The 20,286-nt window shown below is 58.8% G+C and carries 17 protein-coding genes and 1 pseudogene; 1 reads left to right on the top strand and 17 read right to left on the bottom strand.

Going from position 1 to position 20,286, the window contains the following annotated elements:
* Window positions 1-93 precede the first annotated feature (93 nt).
* Together DV706_RS18765 and DV706_RS18760 are read right to left on the bottom strand one after the other, a co-directional pair.
* On the bottom strand, window positions 94-1,812 hold the full coding sequence (locus DV706_RS18765; protein ID WP_275040550.1) for a sensor histidine kinase: 1,719 nt from the start codon (window positions 1,810-1,812) through the stop codon (window positions 94-96).
* Between the two features lie 221 nt (window positions 1,813-2,033).
* A complete protein-coding gene (locus tag DV706_RS18760; RefSeq protein WP_161569817.1) occupies window positions 2,034-3,197 on the bottom strand; it encodes an ATP-binding response regulator in 1,164 nt (387 codons plus the stop codon).
* A 28-nt stretch (window positions 3,198-3,225) separates the two neighbouring features.
* Here DV706_RS18760 and DV706_RS18755 point away from each other — a divergent pair, with 28 nt between their 5' ends.
* Window positions 3,226-4,020, top strand: coding sequence for a winged helix-turn-helix transcriptional regulator (locus DV706_RS18755; protein WP_006067068.1), 795 nt, complete (start codon window positions 3,226-3,228; stop codon window positions 4,018-4,020).
* Between the two features lie 36 nt (window positions 4,021-4,056).
* Here the strand turns inward: DV706_RS18755 and DV706_RS18750 are convergent, their stop codons facing one another.
* The 15 genes and pseudogenes from DV706_RS18750 to DV706_RS18680 form a co-directional block, all read right to left on the bottom strand.
* Window positions 4,057-4,749 (bottom strand): TOBE domain-containing protein, encoded by a 693-nt coding sequence (locus DV706_RS18750; protein WP_006067067.1) that lies wholly within the window; start codon window positions 4,747-4,749, stop codon window positions 4,057-4,059.
* A 57-nt stretch (window positions 4,750-4,806) separates the two neighbouring features.
* Window positions 4,807-5,571, bottom strand: a complete 765-nt coding sequence (locus DV706_RS18745) for an amino acid ABC transporter ATP-binding protein (RefSeq protein WP_006067066.1) — start codon at window positions 5,569-5,571, stop codon at window positions 4,807-4,809.
* Window positions 5,571-6,287 (bottom strand): ABC transporter permease, encoded by a 717-nt coding sequence (locus DV706_RS18740; protein WP_006067065.1) that lies wholly within the window; start codon window positions 6,285-6,287, stop codon window positions 5,571-5,573. Before DV706_RS18740 ends, DV706_RS18745 begins: the two co-directional genes overlap by 1 nt.
* A gap of 11 nt (window positions 6,288-6,298) precedes the next feature.
* Window positions 6,299-7,231 (bottom strand): substrate-binding domain-containing protein, encoded by a 933-nt coding sequence (locus tag DV706_RS18735; RefSeq protein ID WP_049889889.1) that lies wholly within the window; start codon window positions 7,229-7,231, stop codon window positions 6,299-6,301.
* A gap of 275 nt (window positions 7,232-7,506) precedes the next feature.
* The gene (hcsS, locus tag DV706_RS18730) at window positions 7,507-7,692 is read right to left on the bottom strand and encodes a halo-CC-star protein HcsS (protein ID WP_006067063.1); all 186 of its coding nucleotides are present in this window, start codon (window positions 7,690-7,692) and stop codon (window positions 7,507-7,509) included.
* Window positions 7,683-8,051, bottom strand: a complete 369-nt coding sequence (hcsL, locus tag DV706_RS18725) for a halo-CC-star protein HcsL (RefSeq protein ID WP_006067062.1) — start codon at window positions 8,049-8,051, stop codon at window positions 7,683-7,685. The genes hcsS and hcsL overlap by 10 nt, the downstream gene beginning before the upstream one ends.
* Window positions 8,048-9,964, bottom strand: coding sequence for an arsenical pump-driving ATPase (gene arsA / locus DV706_RS18720; RefSeq protein WP_049889888.1), 1,917 nt, complete (start codon window positions 9,962-9,964; stop codon window positions 8,048-8,050). The genes hcsL and arsA overlap by 4 nt, the downstream gene beginning before the upstream one ends.
* A 3-nt stretch (window positions 9,965-9,967) precedes the next feature.
* On the bottom strand, window positions 9,968-10,294 hold the full coding sequence (gene arsD / locus DV706_RS18715) for an arsenite efflux transporter metallochaperone ArsD (protein ID WP_006067060.1): 327 nt from the start codon (window positions 10,292-10,294) through the stop codon (window positions 9,968-9,970).
* 595 nt (window positions 10,295-10,889) lie between these two features.
* A pseudogene (locus DV706_RS18710) lies at window positions 10,890-11,921 on the bottom strand (Mrp/NBP35 family ATP-binding protein); the annotation flags it as partial.
* A gap of 85 nt (window positions 11,922-12,006) precedes the next feature.
* Window positions 12,007-14,112, bottom strand: a complete 2,106-nt coding sequence (locus DV706_RS18705; protein ID WP_006067058.1) for a hydrogenase iron-sulfur subunit — start codon at window positions 14,110-14,112, stop codon at window positions 12,007-12,009.
* A complete protein-coding gene (locus DV706_RS18700; protein WP_240756901.1) occupies window positions 14,105-14,707 on the bottom strand; it encodes a TorD/DmsD family molecular chaperone in 603 nt (200 codons plus the stop codon). The genes DV706_RS18705 and DV706_RS18700 overlap by 8 nt, the downstream gene beginning before the upstream one ends.
* 169 nt (window positions 14,708-14,876) lie before the next feature.
* Window positions 14,877-15,071, bottom strand: coding sequence for a hypothetical protein (locus DV706_RS18695; RefSeq protein WP_006067056.1), 195 nt, complete (start codon window positions 15,069-15,071; stop codon window positions 14,877-14,879).
* Entirely contained in the window at window positions 15,068-16,429 is a 1,362-nt protein-coding gene (nrfD, locus tag DV706_RS18690) for an NrfD/PsrC family molybdoenzyme membrane anchor subunit (protein ID WP_006067055.1), read from the bottom strand. Before nrfD ends, DV706_RS18695 begins: the two co-directional genes overlap by 4 nt.
* Window positions 16,426-17,289: a 4Fe-4S dicluster domain-containing protein gene (locus tag DV706_RS18685; RefSeq protein WP_006067054.1), complete on the bottom strand. Its 864-nt coding sequence runs from the start codon at window positions 17,287-17,289 to the stop codon at window positions 16,426-16,428. The genes nrfD and DV706_RS18685 overlap by 4 nt, the downstream gene beginning before the upstream one ends.
* Window positions 17,286-20,105 carry a molybdopterin-containing oxidoreductase family protein gene (locus DV706_RS18680; protein ID WP_006067053.1) on the bottom strand — a complete coding sequence of 940 codons (2,820 nt, stop codon included), beginning with the start codon at window positions 20,103-20,105 and terminating at the stop codon, window positions 17,286-17,288. The genes DV706_RS18685 and DV706_RS18680 overlap by 4 nt, the downstream gene beginning before the upstream one ends.
* Between the last annotated feature and the right edge of the window lie 181 nt (window positions 20,106-20,286).

The following is a 20,286-nucleotide window of genomic DNA, read 5'->3' as shown; positions in this document are numbered from 1 at the left end:
CTCCGCGTTTGTCATGGTAAAGATGATTCTCAATGTATCATAACATTCTGCTTAGCCAGACCGTAGTGGGGTACGTAGCTCAGTCTAAGTAGGTCACTCTCGCTTCGGAAGCCGAACGATAACTGTGGTTCCCTCTCCCAGTGTGGATTCAATACCGATCGACCCACCGTGTTGTTCAACGATTTTCTTACACAAAGCCAGTCCAGCACCGGTTCCGGGCACCGGTTCTGCGTGCTGGCCTCGAGTGAACAACTCGAAGACGTACTCAAGTTCGTCCGGGTCGATGCCGACACCCTCGTCTGTGACAGTGAGTACGTGTTCGGTCTCGGTTGCCGTGGCATCAATCGAGATTACCGGCGGCTCAGGACCCGAATACCTGATTGCGTTCGAAATGAGGTTCTGAAATAGCCGAACGAGCTGATGCTCAATGCCACTCACTGTTGGCAACTCGCCGACGGAAACCGTTGTGTCAGTCTCTTCGATCGAAAATCGAAGGCTCGTCGTCGCCTGGTCGACAACAGCAGTCAGCGAGATCGGTTCGAACTGGTCCTCATTGCGTTCGATTCGTGAATACGCGAGTAAATCCGACAGCATCGACTGCATTCGCTCGGCGTTCGTCTGTGCCACCGCGAGTATCTCGTCGTTCTCAGTCGAGAGATCCGTTTCTGACCGACGGACGCGGTCGATATATCGCTCAGTTGTTCTCGCTGGTTGCCGTAGGTCGTGAGAGATAGCGGTCGTAAACGTCTCTAGCTCGCGGTTTACCGCCATCACCTCATCCAGTTGCGCCGAGACCTCTGCCTCGAGCGCACGTGTTTCAGTCACATCCCGAAGTGTAAGTGTTCGGCCAATCGGGTTCTCGTTGACATCAACTAGTGGCGTCTTCGTCACTGCCAGCGTCCGTGGTGTCTCATCGATTTTACACGTCACCTCGTTACTGACTGATGATTTATCCTCGGAAAGTTCCTCATCAGTTACTACGTCTGGAAGAACCTGGTGAACACTGGTTCCGAGTACCGCGTCGCCGTCAACTTCGAGTATCGTCGCTGCTGCATTGTTGATATCGACGATTTGGTTTCGTTTATCGACAACAATGATCCCTTCAGTCAGGGTATCAACGACCGATTCTCGAGCGATCGGAACCAGATCTAGCAACTGATACTGATAGATCGCCACGAAAAACAACACACCAGTTGCGACGAAGCTGAACGGTGTGAGATCGAAATTGGACGGGGTATAGAGGTTAGTGTGAAACGCGAGATTGGCTGCCATCGGAATAACTGCCCCGAGCAGTAACATCCCCACTTGTCGACGATACACCTTCGGTGCCCAGACAAAGAGCTGTGCAAACAGCACCGCACCAGTGGCCATGAGTGCATAGCCGTACACTGCGTGAATCCAGAATGCCGGACCGAATGCCTGATCGATAAGCAACAGTGATCCATCATGAACAGACTGGACGCCGAACGACTGACGGATTAACTCGTGTCGCGGGTTCGTCCACACGAGAACGAGATACACCGATGGAATCACCGATAGCGTGCCGACTGTCCGTGGCGTAAGCAAATGATCTCGACCGGTAAACTGCAACGCAAATCCGATCCACGCGATTGGGACGGCCGCGACGGCAATATGGTTGGCATTAGCCCAGAATAATTTCGTCCCCTCAGTTGCGCCAGCGATCTGCAACCCATATGTAACAGCCCACAGCATCATCGCGCCAATCAACAGCAAAAACGCAGTGCTACCGGGTACGTCGCGCCTTTGCCACGCACCGACAGCGACGATAGCCATCGTTGCCGCTGCTAACAGCAGAAACAGCGTATAGACCGTCCACTGCCACTCCCACGTAGCAAACAGTGCGGTCGAAAGTGGTGAGACGTCGATAATACATCTCCTAAGGAGATGGTACCAATAAAAATACTGATGAGTTTCGTATACCACAGTCCGTGATCGTTCGCTCTCACCGCTTTCGTCCGGTACTACGTATTTTCGCACCAACCTTCGCCAGTGCCCGACGACTCGAGCATGTACTACCGGTCTGTGTCACCCACGTGGAGCTGAATTATCGATCCAGAGGGAGTGTTCGCCCGAACAGAAACAGCGATTCCAAACCTCGACAGGATCATCGACGCCAGCTGCAGTCCGACATTCCCACGAGGGATCGTGACATCTGCGTCACCACTCGCTGTCAGGAGCGTTTCGTGCTCCGCCGCCAGCTCTGCCCCAGTGTTGGTGAGAGTAACTACTGCATCACCGTCTACAGATTCGGTTGTAATCGAGACAGCTCCCGAAGGAGAAGCCCGGTCGACTGCGTTGTAGAGGAGATACGTAATCGCCATCCGAAGCGAGGGGGGACAACCAAAGCCAGACACATTGGAGTCAGAATCATACTCGATTGAGACGCCGGTTGTCTGCTCAACGCGGCTGATCGCAGTCGAGACAAGCGCTCCAAGCTCATGCGTAGGGCCAGTCCCGTCACCGGTTGCAGCTGAGTCAGTAAACTCAGCAGTGATGTCGATTGTCTCTTCGATATCGCGTGCGGCATCGAGAATTGATTCGATCGATTGATCGCTGTACTGATCAGACTCAGCGAGCTGGTCTACCTGTCCGACGATGACGCTGATATCGTTTCGCAGTTGACGCCGAACAATCTGGTTTGTGAGTTGAAGCCGATCAGTTGCATCAAGCAGTCGGCGTTGTATTTCGTGTCGTTCCACTGCGTATCGAATCGTCCGAAGCAAGAGCGCGTTTGTGAGATTACCTTTATAGATGTAGTCTTGGGCACCACGCTGTATCGCAGTGATTCCAAGCTCCCCTTCATCTCGACCGGTAAGAACGACAACTGGAACAGGTGGGGTGCGGCTAACAAACCTCTCGAGTGTTTCAATACCACGACTATCCGGAAGATCGAGATCAAGGAGGACGACATCCGGAGACTGTGTGTTTGTGTGATCGACTGCTTCGGATAGTCGTGTAACAGGCGAGAGGTTTGTTATATCGAGAAGCGGCTCATCTTCAGCGCCGTAGTGCTGTGGTGTCGCCGATCGGCTGTGTGGGTCAGGGGCTGCCGAGAACGCCCACTCAACGAGACGAATATCGTCGGGATTGTCTTCAACGAGCAAAACATCGAGTGGCGACGTAGCAGATAGTCTCGACATAGACCCTTTCAAATAATAGTAATGCTTGAGAAACATATATATGTTAGTTAGCCGGTAACACCGTATGGATCGTCGCACGGTGTTGGTGCCACCGAGTGATCGGCCCTCGCTCGAGGCACTCGAATTACTCTCAAACAAATGGGAACCTGCAATCATCCTTACACTCCTCCATCACGAGCCACTTCGTTTCAGCGAACTTGAATCAGGGTTGCCGGATATCTCTGCGAACATGCTCACGACAGCGCTTGCATCGCTCACCGAAAGCGGATTGGTTCAACGGCAACCTATCAGCAACACGCCACCACAGGTCGAGTACGAACTGACAGCTTCCGGTCGTCAGTTAGAGCCAGTCTTTTCGACACTCAGTACATGGGGGAAAGATCACCTCGAAACACCGACTCCGACGGCCGTCGTAGCCGATTGTGACGATCGACTCACGGAGTTGTACGGCGAATGGTTAGCTGAGAATTTCGATGTGGAACCAGTCAACACCACCGCCGGCCTCCGTGAATCACTCTTAGACGCCCCTGAGCTCGTCGTTTTTGATATCGATCTGTGGGATGGCTCGATGTATGAGTTCGAGACGCACTGTCCGACCACAACCCGACGGGTGTTGCTTGTCGGCGGTCGTCCAGAGCTGTCACTGGCAGCGTGGCGATGTGACGATGTTCTACGGAAGCCGATCCGGAAGGCAGAACTCATAGCCCGGGCCGAAACCCAACTCGACTGCATTGGCCAGTCAGAAACTGAACGCGACCGTGCCGGAATCGAGGCAAAGTTATCGATTCTCGAGTCAATATATCCAAAGTCACAACTGGAAACGCAGGATGTTACTGCCCGACTCTACGATCAATTGTGATTGTGTTGGGCAAACTCGTTCCGGCCACGAGACTCCTTAACGATCAACTTCGATTGCTCTGGCGGCAGTCGCTTTGAACGAGACGGTCATTGGCTCCCCGTTTTCGATTGCTAACCGATCGGCACTGGCTTTCGTGATGAGTGCCTGAAGGGAGGTGTCCTCGTTGAGTCGAACTGTTACTCGTGTGATCGCATCGCCTGCTTCCAGTTTCTCGACAACCCCTGTAAACTGGTTGCGCAGACTGGTTCCATCTGCTCGCGGAGTCGCCTCAGGCTGGGTCAAAACGACTGCATCGGACCGAACAGTGACCTGTACCTCTGTCGCCCCCTCCGGGACGAGTGCCAGGACCGATCCAACCGATGTCTCGACAGTTGCCAGTTCCCCGGTTCGATCCCGAACGGTCCCCGCAAAGACAGACTCCGTTACCTGTGCCACACCGTCGAGTTCAGCCTCGTGTCGATCGAACTGCTGTCGCAGTTCGTGTGCCGTCTGTGTCAGCTCAGTCCCACCGCCACCGCTTCCTCCTCGTTGTCGTTCCGTAATCTGCCCCACGGCTGCTTCGATTTCGACGACCCGCCTTTGCAGTCGGGCGTACGATCGACCGAGAACGTCGGCTGCTTTGTGCAGTGAGCCATGTTGGTCGATCGCGTCAAGCATCTCGATATCGCGCCGCTCGATCGTGACACCGTCGACCGAGAGCTTCGTACTGTATTCTTTTTCAATCGTCATTTCTGGCAAGCAACCGTGATCGGAGGCGGACAGCGGTCGGTCATCACGTCTCGATGGTTAGTATATCAGTTCACCCTCGATAAATTTCCGGGTCCGTTCGTCGGTTGGATTCTCGAAGATTTGCTCGGTCGGGCCGATCTCGATAATATCGTTCTCGAGGAGCACCGCAACCCGATCTGCAACACGTTCAGCTTGATGCATATCGTGGGTTGCGATAACGACGCCGATATCGCGATTTTTGGCCTCGAAGACAGCTTCTTCGATGACGGCAGTGTTTCGAGGGTCCAGATCCGACGTTGGTTCATCGAGCAGGAGAATCTCCGGGTCGTAGGCCAGTGCACGTGCGAACGCGACACGTTGTGCCTCGCCACCAGAGAGTGAGGTGGCGTCTTGGTCGGCTTTCTCGCCTAATCCTACGGTCTCGAGTGCGTCGATGGCGTCACCTGTCCCGTTGGTGTGGCCAACGAGACTCGAGAGTTCGTGACGGAGGCGATCAGCCCACGATTGGCGAACCCGTAACCCGTATTCAGCATTGCGACGAACGCTCGCATCGAAGAGACTCGCCTCCTGAAAGACCATGCCGATCTGTCGGCGATACTCGAGTCGCTGCTGTTCTGAAACCTGCCAGATGGCATCGCTGTCGTACTCAATCGATCCGCGGTTGGGTTCATCGAAGAGGGCGAGCAATCGAAGCAAAGTCGATTTCCCCACACCAGACGGCCCGATAATCGCGACAACTTCGCCAGGCATCACCGACATGGAGACGCCCTCGAAGACAGGTTCGTTTTCGTATCCGTGATGGATGGCAATCGCCTCAAGCATTATCGATGCCCTCCGTTCCCACTCCCTAGTCGGACGACGATTGCGTTGACGAGCAGGACGAGGACGACGAGGATCGCCCCGAGTATCATTGCCGTTTCGAACCGACCCTGTTGCGCCTCGAGTTGAATCGCGGTTGTCAGCGTTCGTGTCACTGATGTCCCGTCTGACCTCGCAATGTTGCCACCAACGATGAGCACGGACCCGACCTCGCTGATCGCCCGCCCGAAGCCAGCAAGGACCGCAGTTGCGATTCCATAGCGGGCTTCTTTGATCGTTACGAGAGCGACGTCCACCTTTGTCCCGCCCATGGCGTACGCAGCATCGCGGATGTTCTGCTCGACGCTACTTATTGCAGCGAGACTCACCCCAATAATGACCGGTGTCGCGAGGACGAACTGTGACATGATCATCGCCTCAGTCGTGAACACAAGTTCGAGCGAACCGAGTGGGCCCTGGTTGGACACCGCAAACAACACGATGAGTCCAACGACGACGCTCGGAAAGCCCATTCCAGTGTTGATAATCGACGTCAGCAAGGTCTTCCCGCGAAACTCTTTGAACCCGACGAAGAGTGCAATCGGGAGACTGAACATCGTACTCAGCGCGATTGCGACGAGGCTCACGTAGAGTGAGACGTAGATGATACTTCGAATGTAGTTCCACTCGAAGGGAAAATCGAATAACACCGGCGTCAGGACACTGGGTTCGAGTGACATCGTATCGTCTCTTACTCGTCGCTACTCGACTCCCATCCGTCGGGGACGTGCTGCTGAAAGTTCGGCTCCGCTGCTAGCGCTTCAGCGAAGAACAACTGCTCACCGTCTGACGTGTAGCTTTCGATGATCTCCTGTCCGTCGCTACTCGTGACGTAACCGATGTAGGCCATCGCCAAATCGTAGTTTACGTTCTCGTGAACTGCGGGATTGACGGCGACGACTCCGTACGGGTTCATTAGCGACTCTGGCCCACCCTCGACAGGGCCTTCGACACAGATCTCGAGGTCGGTTTGGCCGTGCATGTTCAGGAACGTCCCGCGGTCGGCCAGCGTATAGCCGCCCTGCATATTCGTCTGGTTCAGGATCGCCCCCATCCCATCACCGCCGTCGATATACCAGTCGCCGAACGATTCGACGGCCAGGCCTGCCTTATCCCAGAGCTCGAGTTCTTTCGCGTGGGTTCCGGAGTAGTCCCCTCGAGAGACGAACGTCGATTCAGTCGCCGCGATCTCCGTTAGTGCTGTTTCGACAGTATCCTCGCCAGCGATCTCGGCGGGATCGTCTGGCTCCCCGACGATGACGAAGTCGTTGAACATGAGATCACGCCGGTTGACACCGTAGCCGGCTTCGAGAAACTCGTCCTCGAGCGATCGGGCATGCAACATCACCACGTCACAGTCACCATTTCGCGCTGTCTCGAGTGCAGCGCCAGTTCCCTGAGCAACGGCGTCGACGGTCACGCTGTATCGGTCTTCGAACGACGCGTTGAGTTCATCGAGCAGACCCGTATCGTAGGTACTCGTCGTCGTTGTAAGCGTCAGCGTTTCGCCAACGATCCCCGGTTCGCCATCGGTGTCTTCGCTACCGAGGACTGCACAGCCAGCAACGCCGACTGCACCGCTACTGCCGACCGCAGCCATGAACCGTCTCCGTTGTATCCCCATAGATACTACGATAGATACTGGCAATAAATAGCTTTGGGTGACGAGGTAACTACAAACAGTTTCAGTAGTCGACTTCGAGAATCACTGGGAGGGAAACGTAACCGATTCAGGTTTCACACCCGTGTCCGATAGATATTGGGGCCTCCGTTCCCGTGCTGAGATCTCTGTGACTCGAGGCGCGGGCGGAGGTCGAGAGTAACGACGGTGCGACGAGGAGATGAGTGCTGGCAACGCCAGGCGCAGAGAGCGATGGCACCCAATGCGTTGCTCGCCAGTCAGCAACAGTCGTCGCTGCTACAGATCGCGCCGTAATCGATTCCGAGGCCGTGTTTGAGTTCCTCGTTGCACTCCAGCAGGAGCGACGTGTACTCCTCATCGGCCGATTCTTCTTTGGCCGCTGCAAGCGCGTCACCCAACTGTTCTGCTGCGGTCAGCGCCTCTGCGTTGGTTGTCAACAGCATCCACCTCCGGTTGTCTGGGCGAACTCCTGCCCGATCTTTTCGCTGATGATATCGTTGGTCTGCTCGAGCAGCGTGACCAGTTCAGCTTCGGCTGCTCGCACGTCACTGATCGTCTCGTTGTCCTCCATCTCGGCCTTGAGTTCGCGCAGTTCGCCCATCGTTTCCTGGTCGAAGCCGTCGCGTTGCAACTGCTGTTGTTTCGTCTGGAACTCTCGGAGGAGTTCCTGTGCGTCGTCGTCTGCCTTCAGTTGCTGTTGGCTGTCGACGAACTGCTGGTAGGGTTCCGATTCCGTGATCGTCTCAATGAACGCAGCTAGCCGGTCGTCGACAGCCGAGTTCGTGGTCACGTGTTCACTCATTGAATTTCGATTTCGGGGCGGTCGTCGTCTGCAGTCGATTCCTGAGCCGGGAAGAGTTCGGAGCCGAAGTTTCGAAGGTCTGCAATCCCGGTTGGTTCGTCTCGCTGGAGCGGTGCAAGCAACATCGGGACGTCGAATCGATCGCCGATCTCCTCGAGGTACGCCTGTTGTTGCTGTCGGCGACTCTCGAAGAAGGCGTTCGTGCCGTACTCGTCGGGAAGCAGGTAGTTGACCGCGACGAGCGACGTTTCGATGTCGACCTGATTTCGGAGATCTTCGGCTGCTCGCCACGCCTCCATCATCGGCGTGTACTCGGGATACATAACGAAAATAAATGAACTCTTCGTAGGATCCCGCATCGTCTCGATGACGCGGTCGTATTTCGCACCCGTCTCGGACGCTTCCTTGGTCAGCGAGCCGAGATCCATGAATCCCTTCCAGTCCGACGGGAGTTCGAGCAGTCGGAGCGTGTGGCCAGTCGGTGCGGTGTCGAACACCACCACGTCGTGTTCGTCGTCGTCGAAGTACCCGACGAACTTCTCGAGTGCAGCCATCTCCTCGGCACACGGCGAATCCAGTTCCTCCTTGACCTGTGCTTTGACGGTTTCGACGTCGGCTTCCGAGTCGTCAGTGTCGAACGATTGTTCGACCTGCTCGAGCATCCGGATTTTGTACTCCTCGAGTGCGCGTTCCTGATCGATACGGGCGGCCTCGAGGCCCTCGATACCGACTGCTGTGGGCTCGTGGCCGACCTCGGTTCCGAACACGTCCTGCAGGTGGGAGGCAGGGTCGGTAGTGACGATCAGTGTGTCGTACCCTTCTTCGGCCAGCACGGTCGCAGACGTGGCTGCGATCGTGCTTTTGCCGACGCCGCCTTTCCCCGTGAAGAACAGATACCGAGTGTCCTCCTGGGGACGAAGTTCCTCCATGACGGCAGCCGTATCCGTTTCGCTGGCTTGGATCTCGGTCGTCTCGGCGGGTGTCGACGATTCGACGTCGACGGTCGGGTCCGCATCCTGATAAAGCACCTCGGAGACGTCCGTAAGCAGGTCAGCGCCCGTGATCTCGCCCGGCTGGAGCGGGTACGTTGCAATTGGCTGCTCGGCGAACGAGGACTCGACGTCCTCGAGGATTTCCTGCTCGCGCTCGCGCTTGTCTTCGAAAAACGGGTCCTGACAGACCGCTTCGGGAAGATAGCCGTTGACGACGACGAGATCCGTCGAGATACCCAGTTCGGCGAGGGTTTCCGAGCTGCGTTCGATCTCGTTGATCGCCGCATCCTCGGGCTTGCCCACGAACACGAACGAGGTTTGAGCGTCGTCCTCGAGCGTTTGAATCGCGTTCTCGTACTGCTCTTTCTGGTCCTCGAGCGAGGCAGCGGGACCGATGCAGGTCGCGCCGCCGTCTTCTAACTCTTCGTTCCAGCCACTGGGCAGTTCCATGAGCCGGATCGTGTGGCCCGTTGGCGCGGTGTCAAACACCACGACGTCGTGTTCCGGCTCGTCCATGAACTCGACGAACTGATCGAATGCGGCGATCTCTTCGATACACGGACTATCGAGCTGTTCTTCGACAGTCTTGATCTGCTCATCGTCGAGGAGTTGGCGCATTGGCTCGAGGGTGCGTTGCCGGTACTCCTCGGCGGCCTCGTCGGGATCGATCTCGATCGCCGAGAGATTTGGGACGTCGTCGATCGACGTCACAGCGTGACCGATCGACTGCCCGAAGATATCCGAGAGATTCGGTGCCGGATCGGTCGTCACGAGCAGCGTGTCGTAGCCTTCTTTGGCGAGCCACTGTGCGGTCGCACAGCTTGCCGTACTTTTTCCGACGCCGCCTTTCCCGCTGAAAAAGACGAACTCAGTGTCTTCACCTTGTGGTTCGACGATTTCTCGAGGCGTCATCTCGGACATCGATTATGCCTCCTGTGTGTGAGACGACTCGATCAGTTCAGCAACCGACTCGTAGGAGGGGTACTCGCCACGGTCGACGATCTCACCGTCGACGACGGTGATCGGGAGTACCTCTGGCCCCTCCGACTGGACGGCATCAGCGACGTCCTCGTGTTCGAGAAAACGGTCCATATCGCTCGACATGTTCACTCTCGTTATCTCGGCGTCATCGAACTCCGCCTCGAGTGTGTCGACTGCGTGAGTAAACGAGACGAGTTCCTCGTCGGGATCTGGTCCACAAACGCCGGTGGAGCAACACATCGCTTCTTCAAAAATCGTGATTTCGACCATGAGTAGTGTGTGGGTGGCTTCAGAACGTGGTGGGTCATGCCGACTGCCGTGGTGTGTCGACCGTCGTTTCGTCGGTCGACGATTCCCAACTCGTTCTAAACGCCCTCTGCAGAAATATTTGAATATGTATTAAAATAAGTGTGTCGGTCATCTCACAGCGAACCGAGTACTCGAGTTCATTCGCTGTCTCGATAGAGCACTGCCCCAGTTGTTCGGAACGCGGTTCGAACCAAGCGGTCATCCGTCGTCCCTCTTCAGATATATGACGCTATACAGATGACAACTCATTCAATCGTTTCAACAGGGATTACTGTCGGTCGGACACGTCCAGGCCACCGAACGAACGCGTTTCCCCATCGGCCTCATCGTCATCCTGTTCGTCCGCGTCAGCAGTCTCACTCTCGTCGCCGTCGTCGACCGAGTCGGCGTCTTCTTCGACCGCGTCCGGTGTCGCCTCGGCTTCGAGGGTGTCTTCGGCCGACGACTCGCCGTGGTCGGTCGCCGATGCTGATGCTGTTTCATCTTCGTTCTCGAGTCCGCCATACGTCGTCGGCGTCGTCAGCTCATCGCGCGTTGGGTTGTCGGGATCGATCCCGGCGACGTCGGCGCGGTTGATCGCACCGATGCGGTTTGCGACTGACTCGACGAGATCCTCGAACGGCTCCGAGGCATCGGTGTCCCAGAGCACGACCGGTGCGCCATCGTCGCTGCGGGTTCTGATCTCGGGATTCATCGGAATCTCCTCGAGCAGCGGGACATCGTACTTTTCGGCGACCTCTCGGCCGCCGCCGCTGCCGAACAGGGTGTGTTCGCCTCCACAGTCGGGACAGTGGTACGCACTCATGTTCTCAGCGATCCCGAGCACTGGCGTGTTGTGGTTTCGGAACATCTCGATCCCTTTTCGAACGTCGTCGATCGCGACCTCTTCGGGCGTCGTCACGACCACGGAACCGGTGACTGGGAGCGTCTGGAGCAGCGTTAGCTGGGCGTCGCCAGTTCCCGGCGGGAGGTCGACCACGAGATAATCGAGTTGGCCCCACTCGACTTCCTCGATGAGCTGAATGAGGATTTTGTCGACCATCGGCCCTCGCAACACGGCAGGGTCGTCGTCCTCTCGAGTGAGGAATGCCATGCTGATGACTTTCACGCCGTAGGCCTCCGGCGGCACGAGCGTTCCATCGTCGGTAATACCTGGCTCCCCATCGATGCCGACCATCTTCGGGACGTTCGGCCCATAGATGTCGCCGTCGAGCAGCCCGACACGGGCGCCCGCGTCGGCGAGTCCAGTCGCGAGGTTCGTCGCGACGGTCGTCTTGCCGACGCCACCTTTCCCGGAGGAGACGGCGATGACGTTTCGGACACCCGGAAGCGGATTGGAACCGTCGTGTTGTGGGACGGTGACCGACAGCCGCGTCTCGAGGCCGAAATCGGCGACGACCTCTCGGATACGGTCACCCATCGCCATCTCGTCGGTCGCATATGGGGCGTTGAACGCGAGCGTGATGTTCGCGACGCCGTCCTCGATACGGATGTCTGTGACCAATCCCAGCGAGAGGATGTCGATACCGAGTGCTGGATCGTCGACCATCCGTAACCGTTCGCGAAGCTGTGATTCGGAGACCGTCATCGATCGCTCACCCCCTGGTGGTCACGGACTTGGTCGTCGATCATCGTTCGATCCGTCGGCAGTCGGGTCGTCGGGATAGTCGTGCTCATGAGTTGAAGACAAGGTCGCCTTTGCAGTTGCTGCAGTATTCCGCCATGTGGCCCTCGACGGTGTCCATCTGGCCATCCGGGAGCTGTGCTTTGAGATCCTCGACAGTCGAGACGCTGGCGACGACTGCGCCACAGCTTCGACACTCGAACAGCTCTTCCTCGTGGACGGTCGTCCAGGCGTCGCCGTCGGTGTACTCCGGCAACAGCCCCAGATCGAGACCGGTGTCCATCGTAATCGCGCTCTCGGGGCAGCCGGTCTCACAGAGTCCACAGTCGACACATCGCTCGTGGCTGAACTCGAGATTGCCCTCATCACGACGGATCGCTCCGGTCGGACAAAGGTTCTCACAGGTCGGCGTCAGGCCACAGGCCTCGCTGACCGACATCGTCCCGAAGTTCTCGAGTCCGCGGATCGTCTTGCGCTCGGGATCAACGTGCTCGAGGATCGCCCGGATGCTCTCGAGAGTCCAGACGCGATTGCCGTACGCTGGGAGTTCGTTGTCCGCACCGAGTGCGGTGCCCGAGGCGTCGTGTTCATCTGCTGGAATCGACGTCTCAGTGAGGTCGTCGACGAACGCCGACAGCTCGTCGGCGAACGCATGCGGCGCGTCGGGCTCAGGGGCGAGAAACGCCACGCGCTCGCCCAGCCCGAGGTCGGTCGTCGCGGCGTTGAGCCGCTCGACTAGCTCGGATTTCGGATCGGGGCCGGAGTGGGCACAGTCACAGCCACAGCCGACGATCGTGACGCCGTCGGCACCTGCGGCGAGTGCGTGCAGGACGTGAGCCTGCCCAACGGTGTCCGTACAGTTTACGCGAACGGGGAGGATCGGGGGATAAGAGACGTCCTCCCGACCGCTTGCGGCCAGCTGACCGTATCGAGACAGGGCCGTCTCGGCTCGTTCGGAGCAGACGAACGCGATTACCTGCGGGTCGATCGCAGTCGTCGACGACCAGTCAAGCAACCCACCGCTCGGTTCCTCGTCGAGGAGCGCCTCAACCTCGCGGGCGAGGCGCTCGTTTGATCGATCCGCGAGCTCGACTGCCCCCGTTGGACAGGAGCTCGTACAGGCCCCACAGTTCTGACAGGCCGAGAGATCGAAAGAGACCTCGTGAGGTGCAGGTTTCGACACCGCCTCGTGTGGACAGGCGTCGTAACAGGCACGGCACCCTTCCTGACCGGAGTCGCCCGACGCACAGACGTCCATCTCGAGATCGAGATACGACGGTCGGTCGGGCTCGAGTAAGTCGCTGACGGCGGCGATCGTTCCGAGATCGGCGTCGGTGTGGTAGCCGGTCGTGCCGCCGGGTGCGTCGTCCTCGCCGTCGGGGAAGACGACTTGGTCGAACGAAACGGTTCGCTTGCCCCCATCGAGATCGATCGCGTCGGTCGGACAAACGTCGACCCACTCGCCACCCGGGGCGTCGGGATCGACGTCGACCGGGGTTCGCGTCACTGCGTCGTCGGGTCCGGCTCGGACACACTCCATACAGTCGATACAGTCCTCGGTGACCCGTGCCTCGAGGGTGATCTCGATGTTCCCCAGCGAGCCCGAGACGTCGAGGACGCGACCACGCTCGAGCCGGACGTCCGAGAGATCCGTCCCGACGTCGTCGAACTCCTGGCCGTCGGCGACCAGGGTGACGTCGGCCGACTCCGGCATCGCTGCTGCGAGCTGGGCGTCACCGACGACGGCGACCGATCGACCGACGTTCCCGCCGACCGATGCGGGCTCGCTCTCGACGTCGAGTCCCGCACGGGCGGCGTTGACCAGCCGAGCCGTCTTCTCCGTGGCTGCGTCCTTGTCGTGGACCCAGCCAGCCCCCTCACGCTGGTCGACGAAGTGGACGGTCGCGCCAGTCTCCCGTTCGATACGCTCGAGGCGTTCCTGGCCGGCCGCAGCCGGGCACGTGAGAATTAGTTCCTCGAGGTCACGGTCTTCGACGACGCTGCAGATATCGCCGACCGTCTCTTTCTCACATAGCAGGTCCGAACTCGCGGCCATCGCGACGTCTTCAACCCGTTCGCGAGCCGTATCCAGATCGATATCACAGGTGTCAGCACACGAGCAGACGAACGCACCGATCTCTCCACTGTTACTCATTGGATTCCTCTAAGGTTTCAGCATGCAGTTCGAGCAGCGATTCGGTCAACGTGAACACGCCACGGTAGAACGCCGGCGGCTCCTCATCGAGTGCGGCCTCGTGAAACTCCGGGAGCCAGGCACCGATGTGAGTTCGGATGAACCCAAGCTGTGCGTCTCGAGCGCCGCGTTCACACAGCTCTGCGAGGAAGGAAAGCTCGTATCCGGCGTGGTCGATCAGCTCGTCCTCGACGGCGAGATCGACCCCCATCTCGAAGTAGAACGCCTCGACCTCGGTCGTGCTCGGACCGTTGAGCATCTCATCGACGTACATCGACTCGTACGGCGGCGGCGTGGACTCGCCGTAGCTGACTCCCTGTAGCAGCCGGGTAAACACCGACCGGAGGTGGTCGGGGTCTGTCTCGGCGGTGCTGACGGTCTCAGCAGCCTCCTCGAGTTCAGGCGGCAGCGATTCATCGGCAAACAGCTCACACCACTGTTGGATCGCGGTGACCGTGCGTTCTTCGGGCGGCTCGAGATAGAGCTGGCCAAGCACGCGGTAGGCCGGTGCCAGTAGCGAGCCGATCTCGGTCAGTTCTGCGTCCGTGTCAGTCATCGTACTCATCTCCAGTTCGTTGGTCATAGCGGTCCGGTTTGTCCATTGAGCGTTGGTAGACGATTCATATTGGGAATAGCGAATACATGTCTTGAAATCAGGGAGTGAACTCCCCCCCACGAGAGGCAATCGGAGTCGTTTCTGGTCTCTTCGATACGGAAGTTTGGTCTCAGCCCGGGATGATGACCTGGAATCCGATCGGGACGAGCGCGCCCACGAGCATCAACAGGAGCAACCCTGCCAGGATTCCGATACCGATACCGGCGGTCCGATAGTCGCGTGGCTCGCCAAAGAGCCACCCGAGCAACGTCACGTACAGCGGGATGAGCACGAGGCCGAAGATCACCCACAGACCAAGACTCATGCCTCGCTCACCTCCACATCGGCGTCGTCGGTCTCATCTGGCGTCGATCTGGCGTGCTCGAGTTCGACGATCGGAATCACCTTCGTGGCCACGAGGAAGATGAGGACGGCAACGGCGATCGTCCCGAACGCCATTGTGAACTCGGTCAGCGTCGGCCAGTAGGAGTTTTCGGCAAACATGCTCGCGAGTGGATCTCGAGTTGGGTAGAGCAGTCCCTCGATGACGAAGACGATCTTCTTCAGCAGGATCGCCGTGGTCACGAGGACGGCAGCGACTGCCGATGCGGCCACGCTGAACAGCGACGGCTGAAGCGCCTGGGCGACGAGATACGCCAGTGCGACGAGCAGACCGCCGACAGCGAGCCAGAACGGGACCGCCATACTTCCGCTCACAAGCGATTCAGTAAGCTGGCCGGTGTCGGCGGGTGCAGCCGGGTAGGAGCCGGTGACGAGACTCTGGGCGAGGAACCACAGCGTCACCAACACGAGCACGATCAGCGCCTTGTTCAGGCCACGGAAGATCTCATCACCGATCACGTCGTCCCAGCCGTAGGCCCATCGGAACACAGCCGCAGTGATGACCACGGCGGCGATAGCCGAAGTCATCGATTCAGCGAACATCGCGGGTCCGTGGGAGGCACCGAACCAGCCGGGGTGCATTCCCATCGTGGCGAACAGCCACGGGACCACGCCACCGCTCATCAACGGCACGAGCAGCAGGATGCCGATCGCCATCCACCACGCCATCTGGTGGGTCTTCTTGCGCTCGGTTGGACGGTAGCCGATCAGCAACAGCTGATACACGGGCTTAAACGCCGTCGGAAGCGTGCCACGCTGCCAGCAGTCGTAGATGTCGTTGCGCAGCGTGATGATGAGGTACGTTCCTGCCATGATGAAATACAGGAACGTCGCCGTCATGTCCCAGGTAAGCGGCGAACTCTGGACTGTCGACGGCCAGTTGGCGATCATCACCCAGAGCGTGTCGGGACGGCCGATGTCGAACAGGATGTTCGTTGCCGCCATCGGCAGCGCGATCAGCGTCAGGATCTCGGCGATCCGGGCGATCGGCAAGAACTCCTCGAAGTCAAACAGTCGGACCGCAGCGGAGATCGCAACGCCGCCGTGGGCGATCCCGATCCACCAGATGAACGTCCCGATGTACAGCCCCCACGGGACGCCACCCTGGGTTCCCCAGCCGCGAAGGCCGGTGACGGCCATCCCAAACCGGAGCTGGGTGAAATACGCGACCGCCGTCGCGAACGAGAGGATCGCTGCGATAGCGAGTGCGATGTAGAACTTGGTCGAGGTTCCGCGGAGCGGTTCCGTGAGTCGCTCGACGTCCGCATCAATTGCGCTCACTGGACTTCACCCCCGTCAGTCGCGAGGTACTGTGGCTCGCGTCCGCTTTCGGCGTTGATCGCGTCGTCTGGATCTTTGTAGTCGTCCTCCATGTTCCGAGCGTCACCAGTTGGCTTGTCACCGAGATAGACGACGTTCGGCTCGTTACCCGTGCCTTTGAGCATCTCCCACTGCTGCGTGTTGCCTTTGGCCTCGAGGTGTTGGCGAGGTTTGCTCTCGGGATCTTCCATGTCCCCGAAGTGGATGACGTTGGTTGGACAGACCTCTTCGCAGGCGGTCGTCCCCTGGAGGTTCTCGTCGTCGCCGTCTTGACGATGGACACAGAACGTACATTTGCCCATCGTGCCGACCTTGTGGTCGCCACCGCCCATCTTGTTACCGCGTGGCTCTTGAGTTTGACCGAGGCTGTAATCGGCCCATGGCCGATCGTCACCATCGTACTCCGCGTCGAGTTCCTGGAGGTTCTGGTGGACCTCCTGTGTGAGTTCGTCCTCGGAAGCGAAGCCGTACTGTCCCTCCTCGGATTCGCGCCACTGGAAGTAGTTGACGCCGTACGGGCAGCCAACCTCACAGTATCGACAGCCGATACAGGTGTCGTAATCCGTGAGAACGATCCCGTCCGATTCCCGCTTGAAGCGGGCCTCAGTCGGACAGACCTCCGTACACGAAGGCTCCGAGCAGTGATGACACGGGTTCGGCGTAAAGCCCTGGTCGACGTCCGGGAACTCGCCTTCCTCATGGCGGAAGACGTTCATCCAGAACGCGCCACGGGGCGTGTCGTTTTCCGTCTTACAGGCCAACACGCACGCGCGACAGCCCTGACAGCGCTCCAAGTCGATGGCCATTCCCATCTGAGTCATTCGCCATCACCCCCTGCGGGTTCGACTTTGACACGGATGTGGAACGACTGATCGGCCGACCACGAACAGTACCCTTCTGTGGAGTCGAAGAGGTCGTTCGGATTCGCGCCCTCGTCAAGCGCCTTGACGTTCGGATGTTGGGTGTGGGTGTCGTTCCCGTACGGAATCGCGATCGTTCCGGGTTTGATTCCCTCGAGAACCATCAGATCACCCTCGAGTTCGTAGGTGTCGCCAGTGACCGCGTTGTGGCTCTCGACGACGACCCGATCGCCGTCAGAGACGCCGATCTCTGCTGCGTCGCGTGAGTTCATTCGGATGTAGTTGTTCGGTGCGAGTTCGTTGAGCAGCGGGTTCTGTGCAGTTCGGGACTGCTTGTGTTCGATCTGTTTGTAATCGAATAGCGTCAGATCGTACTCATCCGGCGAGTTCCACATGGTCGGCTCGCGCCACTGTGCAAAGCCAGTGATATCCTGGATGTATGGGAACTGTTCGTCGGCGTCGTCGCCGTACTCGTCCTCGAAGCCCTCGCGGACGTTCTCGCCGAGCAGTTCGAACGATTCGAGGTAGAACTGCCATTTGAAGCCGAACGGACTGTACTCAGTCCGGTGGATATCCTCGTCGAGGTTGTCCGACTCCGGCATGAGCACCCAGTAGCGTTCATCGAGTGGCCGTTCTTCGCTCTGTGGTCCCTCTCGGTACTCTTCGCCGTACCGTGGTGAGCGGTCAAGACACTCCTCGACGGTGAGTTCATCGACGTCGTCGAACGCGTCCTCGCCCTCGAGTTCGAACGCGTCGTTGACGTAGTCGACGTACTCGTCACCAGCATCGAGCTCGGCGGCGAGATCCTTGAAGATCTCACCCTCGTCACGACACTCCCACAGCTGCGGGATCGGGGCCGTTCGCGTCGAACTCGTGTAGTGGGTGTTGCTCATCCCGTCTTTGGCGTTTTCGAACTTGTCGACGGTCGTCGTGGGCAACACGTAGTCGGCGGTGTACGCCGCCGTGTCACTCATCTGCGGATCGACGGCGATCACTGTGCCGTACTGGGAGTACCCCTCTCGACTTCGGTCCCTGTTGGGCGCACCGGCGAGGGGGTTCGCATAACAGACGACGACAGCCATATCCTCGGGATCGTGCGGGAGGTTGTACTCGTCCGGATTGTTGAGGACGTGTGGAACCTTGGCGTAGGAGCCGTTTGCGTCCGGGTGGAAGTAGGTTCCCTCGAGGTCCGGCGCGTCGGGCTCCCAGGTGAGTGACTCCTCGGGATCGAACGCCCGTTCACGGACGTGCTCCCTGTGGGACGGGTCCGGTGCGTTCACATAGCCGGATCGACTGCTTCCGACTGTTTCGACGGCACCCACGAGGAACAGCGGCATCATCCCTGCCTGCATTGCGGTTGGACCGAGTTCCTGCTGGCTGACGTGGTACAGCGACATCGAGACCGGCCGGTACGGAACCTGCTGGCGCTCGCCGTTGATTTCGACGGTCGTCGTCGAGCCGATTCGGGCCTCCTCGCCCCACTTCTCGGCCACACGTCGGATCTGTCCGGCGGGGAGATCGGTTATTTCGGACGCCCACTCGGGGTCGTACTCCGCCATGTTCTCTTCGAACAGTTCGAACGCTGGTCGCACTTCATCGCCGTCGACCTCGAGGTCATCATCGACACGCAGTGCGGCCGTACCGACCGCGGTCGGATCGTGTGGGTCGTCGGGCAGCGTCTCCTCATGTGTCGTGAGTTCCTCGGCCTCCTCGTCGTAGACGACCTCACCTTCAGTCCAGAGGATCGCCGCGTCGGACTCGAGTGGATCTTCCGAATCGGCGTCGATCTCGTCAACATCGGCCGCACGGACGACCTCGCCCTCATTGTCGCCTTCCGTATAGACGAGACACGGAGCGTTCGTCGTGTTCCTGAGGAACCACTCGTCGATGTACTCCTCCTCGAGGAGCACGTGATTGAACGCGAGGAAAAACGCCAGGTCGGTGCCGGGTTCGATCGGCATCCACTCGTCACACCACTGGCCCGATCCCCGTCGCTGGGGGTCGAGCACCGCGACGTCCATCCCGTTTTCGTACCCTTCGGACATCTCCCGGGAGTAGGTCGTATTACACAGGTGTGGGCCACCGGCCTGCGTCGCGTTCCACCCCCAGTTCAGGAAGAACTCGGTGTTGTGAAAATCAGGTTCGGGCGACGAGAATCCTGCCCCCATCCGGCTGAGCGCCATCTTGTTCCCTGTCGCACAGACGTTGCCGTGGCCACGGACGTTGATCCCCTCGTCGTACGCTTCCTCGAGGGCCGCAACCCAGCCGTCCATATGCCACTCTGCGCCTTTCACGCGGCCGATCTGGAAGTGAACTCGGCGAGGGTCGTCCTCGAGCATCGGGCCGAGTTCCTCGCCGATTTCCTCGGCTGCCTGCTCCCACGAGATCGGCTCGAACTCACCGACTTCGCCTTTCTCGCCACTGACTCGCTTGAGCGGCTGTTTGATTCGATACGGGTCGTAGAGATCTGCGACCGTCGAGACGCCTTTCGGACAGAGTCCATCGATCACCTCGTCGTTCGGATCGGGTTTGAGCTGGACGACACGGTCGTTGACGACCTTTGCCCGCATCGTACAGTCCTGTTTGCCGATCCAACAGGCCGTCGACACCTCTTCGATATCGTACTCGAGTGGATCATCCGCGCTTCCGACATCCGTAAAGTAGTACGTCCCGCCGAGACTCGCCCCCGCAGCCGCGAGACCGATGGATTTCAGGACACTGCGTCTCGAGACACCATCCGTGACTCCATGGTCTTTCTCGGTAATCTCCAGCGCCATTAGCTGGACCACCTGTGGTTCGCCCCACGATCTTTCGTGATACCCATACTCGCCATATTACCGTATCATAATATTAGTAATTGTTCATGCCGTTCGCCCACATGTTGTCAGTAAGTAATTGTAATGTACAATAGCGACATACAGTGGCAGTACTGGGCAAAAGAAGGAGTTCGTGAACGGC

This window comes from Natronorubrum bangense (assembly GCF_004799645.1).
GTDB lineage: Archaea > Halobacteriota > Halobacteria > Halobacteriales > Natrialbaceae > Natronorubrum > Natronorubrum bangense.
Note: the sequence above shows the minus strand (reverse complement) of the source record. Positions and strands in the feature narration are given on the sequence as shown.

What these genes read in the sequence shown, in the direction of transcription:
- DV706_RS18760 (WP_161569817.1), bottom strand. Translation starts at nt 3,197, where the DNA reads ATGTTTCTCAAGCATTACTATTATTTGAAAGGGTCTATGTCGAGACTA.
- DV706_RS18755 (WP_006067068.1), top strand. Translation starts at nt 3,226, where the DNA reads ATGGATCGTCGCACGGTGTTGGTGCCACCGAGTGATCGGCCCTCGCTC.
- DV706_RS18750 (WP_006067067.1), bottom strand. Translation starts at nt 4,749, where the DNA reads ATGACGATTGAAAAAGAATACAGTACGAAGCTCTCGGTCGACGGTGTC.
- DV706_RS18745 (WP_006067066.1), bottom strand. Translation starts at nt 5,571, where the DNA reads ATGCTTGAGGCGATTGCCATCCATCACGGATACGAAAACGAACCTGTC.
- DV706_RS18740 (WP_006067065.1), bottom strand. Translation starts at nt 6,287, where the DNA reads ATGTCACTCGAACCCAGTGTCCTGACGCCGGTGTTATTCGATTTTCCC.
- DV706_RS18735 (WP_049889889.1), bottom strand. Translation starts at nt 7,231, where the DNA reads ATGGGGATACAACGGAGACGGTTCATGGCTGCGGTCGGCAGTAGCGGT.
- hcsS (WP_006067063.1), bottom strand. Translation starts at nt 7,692, where the DNA reads ATGCTGTTGACAACCAACGCAGAGGCGCTGACCGCAGCAGAACAGTTG.
- hcsL (WP_006067062.1), bottom strand. Translation starts at nt 8,051, where the DNA reads ATGAGTGAACACGTGACCACGAACTCGGCTGTCGACGACCGGCTAGCT.
- arsA (WP_049889888.1), bottom strand. Translation starts at nt 9,964, where the DNA reads ATGTCCGAGATGACGCCTCGAGAAATCGTCGAACCACAAGGTGAAGAC.
- arsD (WP_006067060.1), bottom strand. Translation starts at nt 10,294, where the DNA reads ATGGTCGAAATCACGATTTTTGAAGAAGCGATGTGTTGCTCCACCGGC.
- DV706_RS18705 (WP_006067058.1), bottom strand. Translation starts at nt 14,112, where the DNA reads ATGAGTAACAGTGGAGAGATCGGTGCGTTCGTCTGCTCGTGTGCTGAC.
- DV706_RS18700 (WP_240756901.1), bottom strand. Translation starts at nt 14,707, where the DNA reads ATGACTGACACGGACGCAGAACTGACCGAGATCGGCTCGCTACTGGCA.
- DV706_RS18695 (WP_006067056.1), bottom strand. Translation starts at nt 15,071, where the DNA reads ATGAGTCTTGGTCTGTGGGTGATCTTCGGCCTCGTGCTCATCCCGCTG.
- DV706_RS18685 (WP_006067054.1), bottom strand. Translation starts at nt 17,289, where the DNA reads ATGACTCAGATGGGAATGGCCATCGACTTGGAGCGCTGTCAGGGCTGT.
- DV706_RS18680 (WP_006067053.1), bottom strand. Translation starts at nt 20,105, where the DNA reads ATGGCGCTGGAGATTACCGAGAAAGACCATGGAGTCACGGATGGTGTC.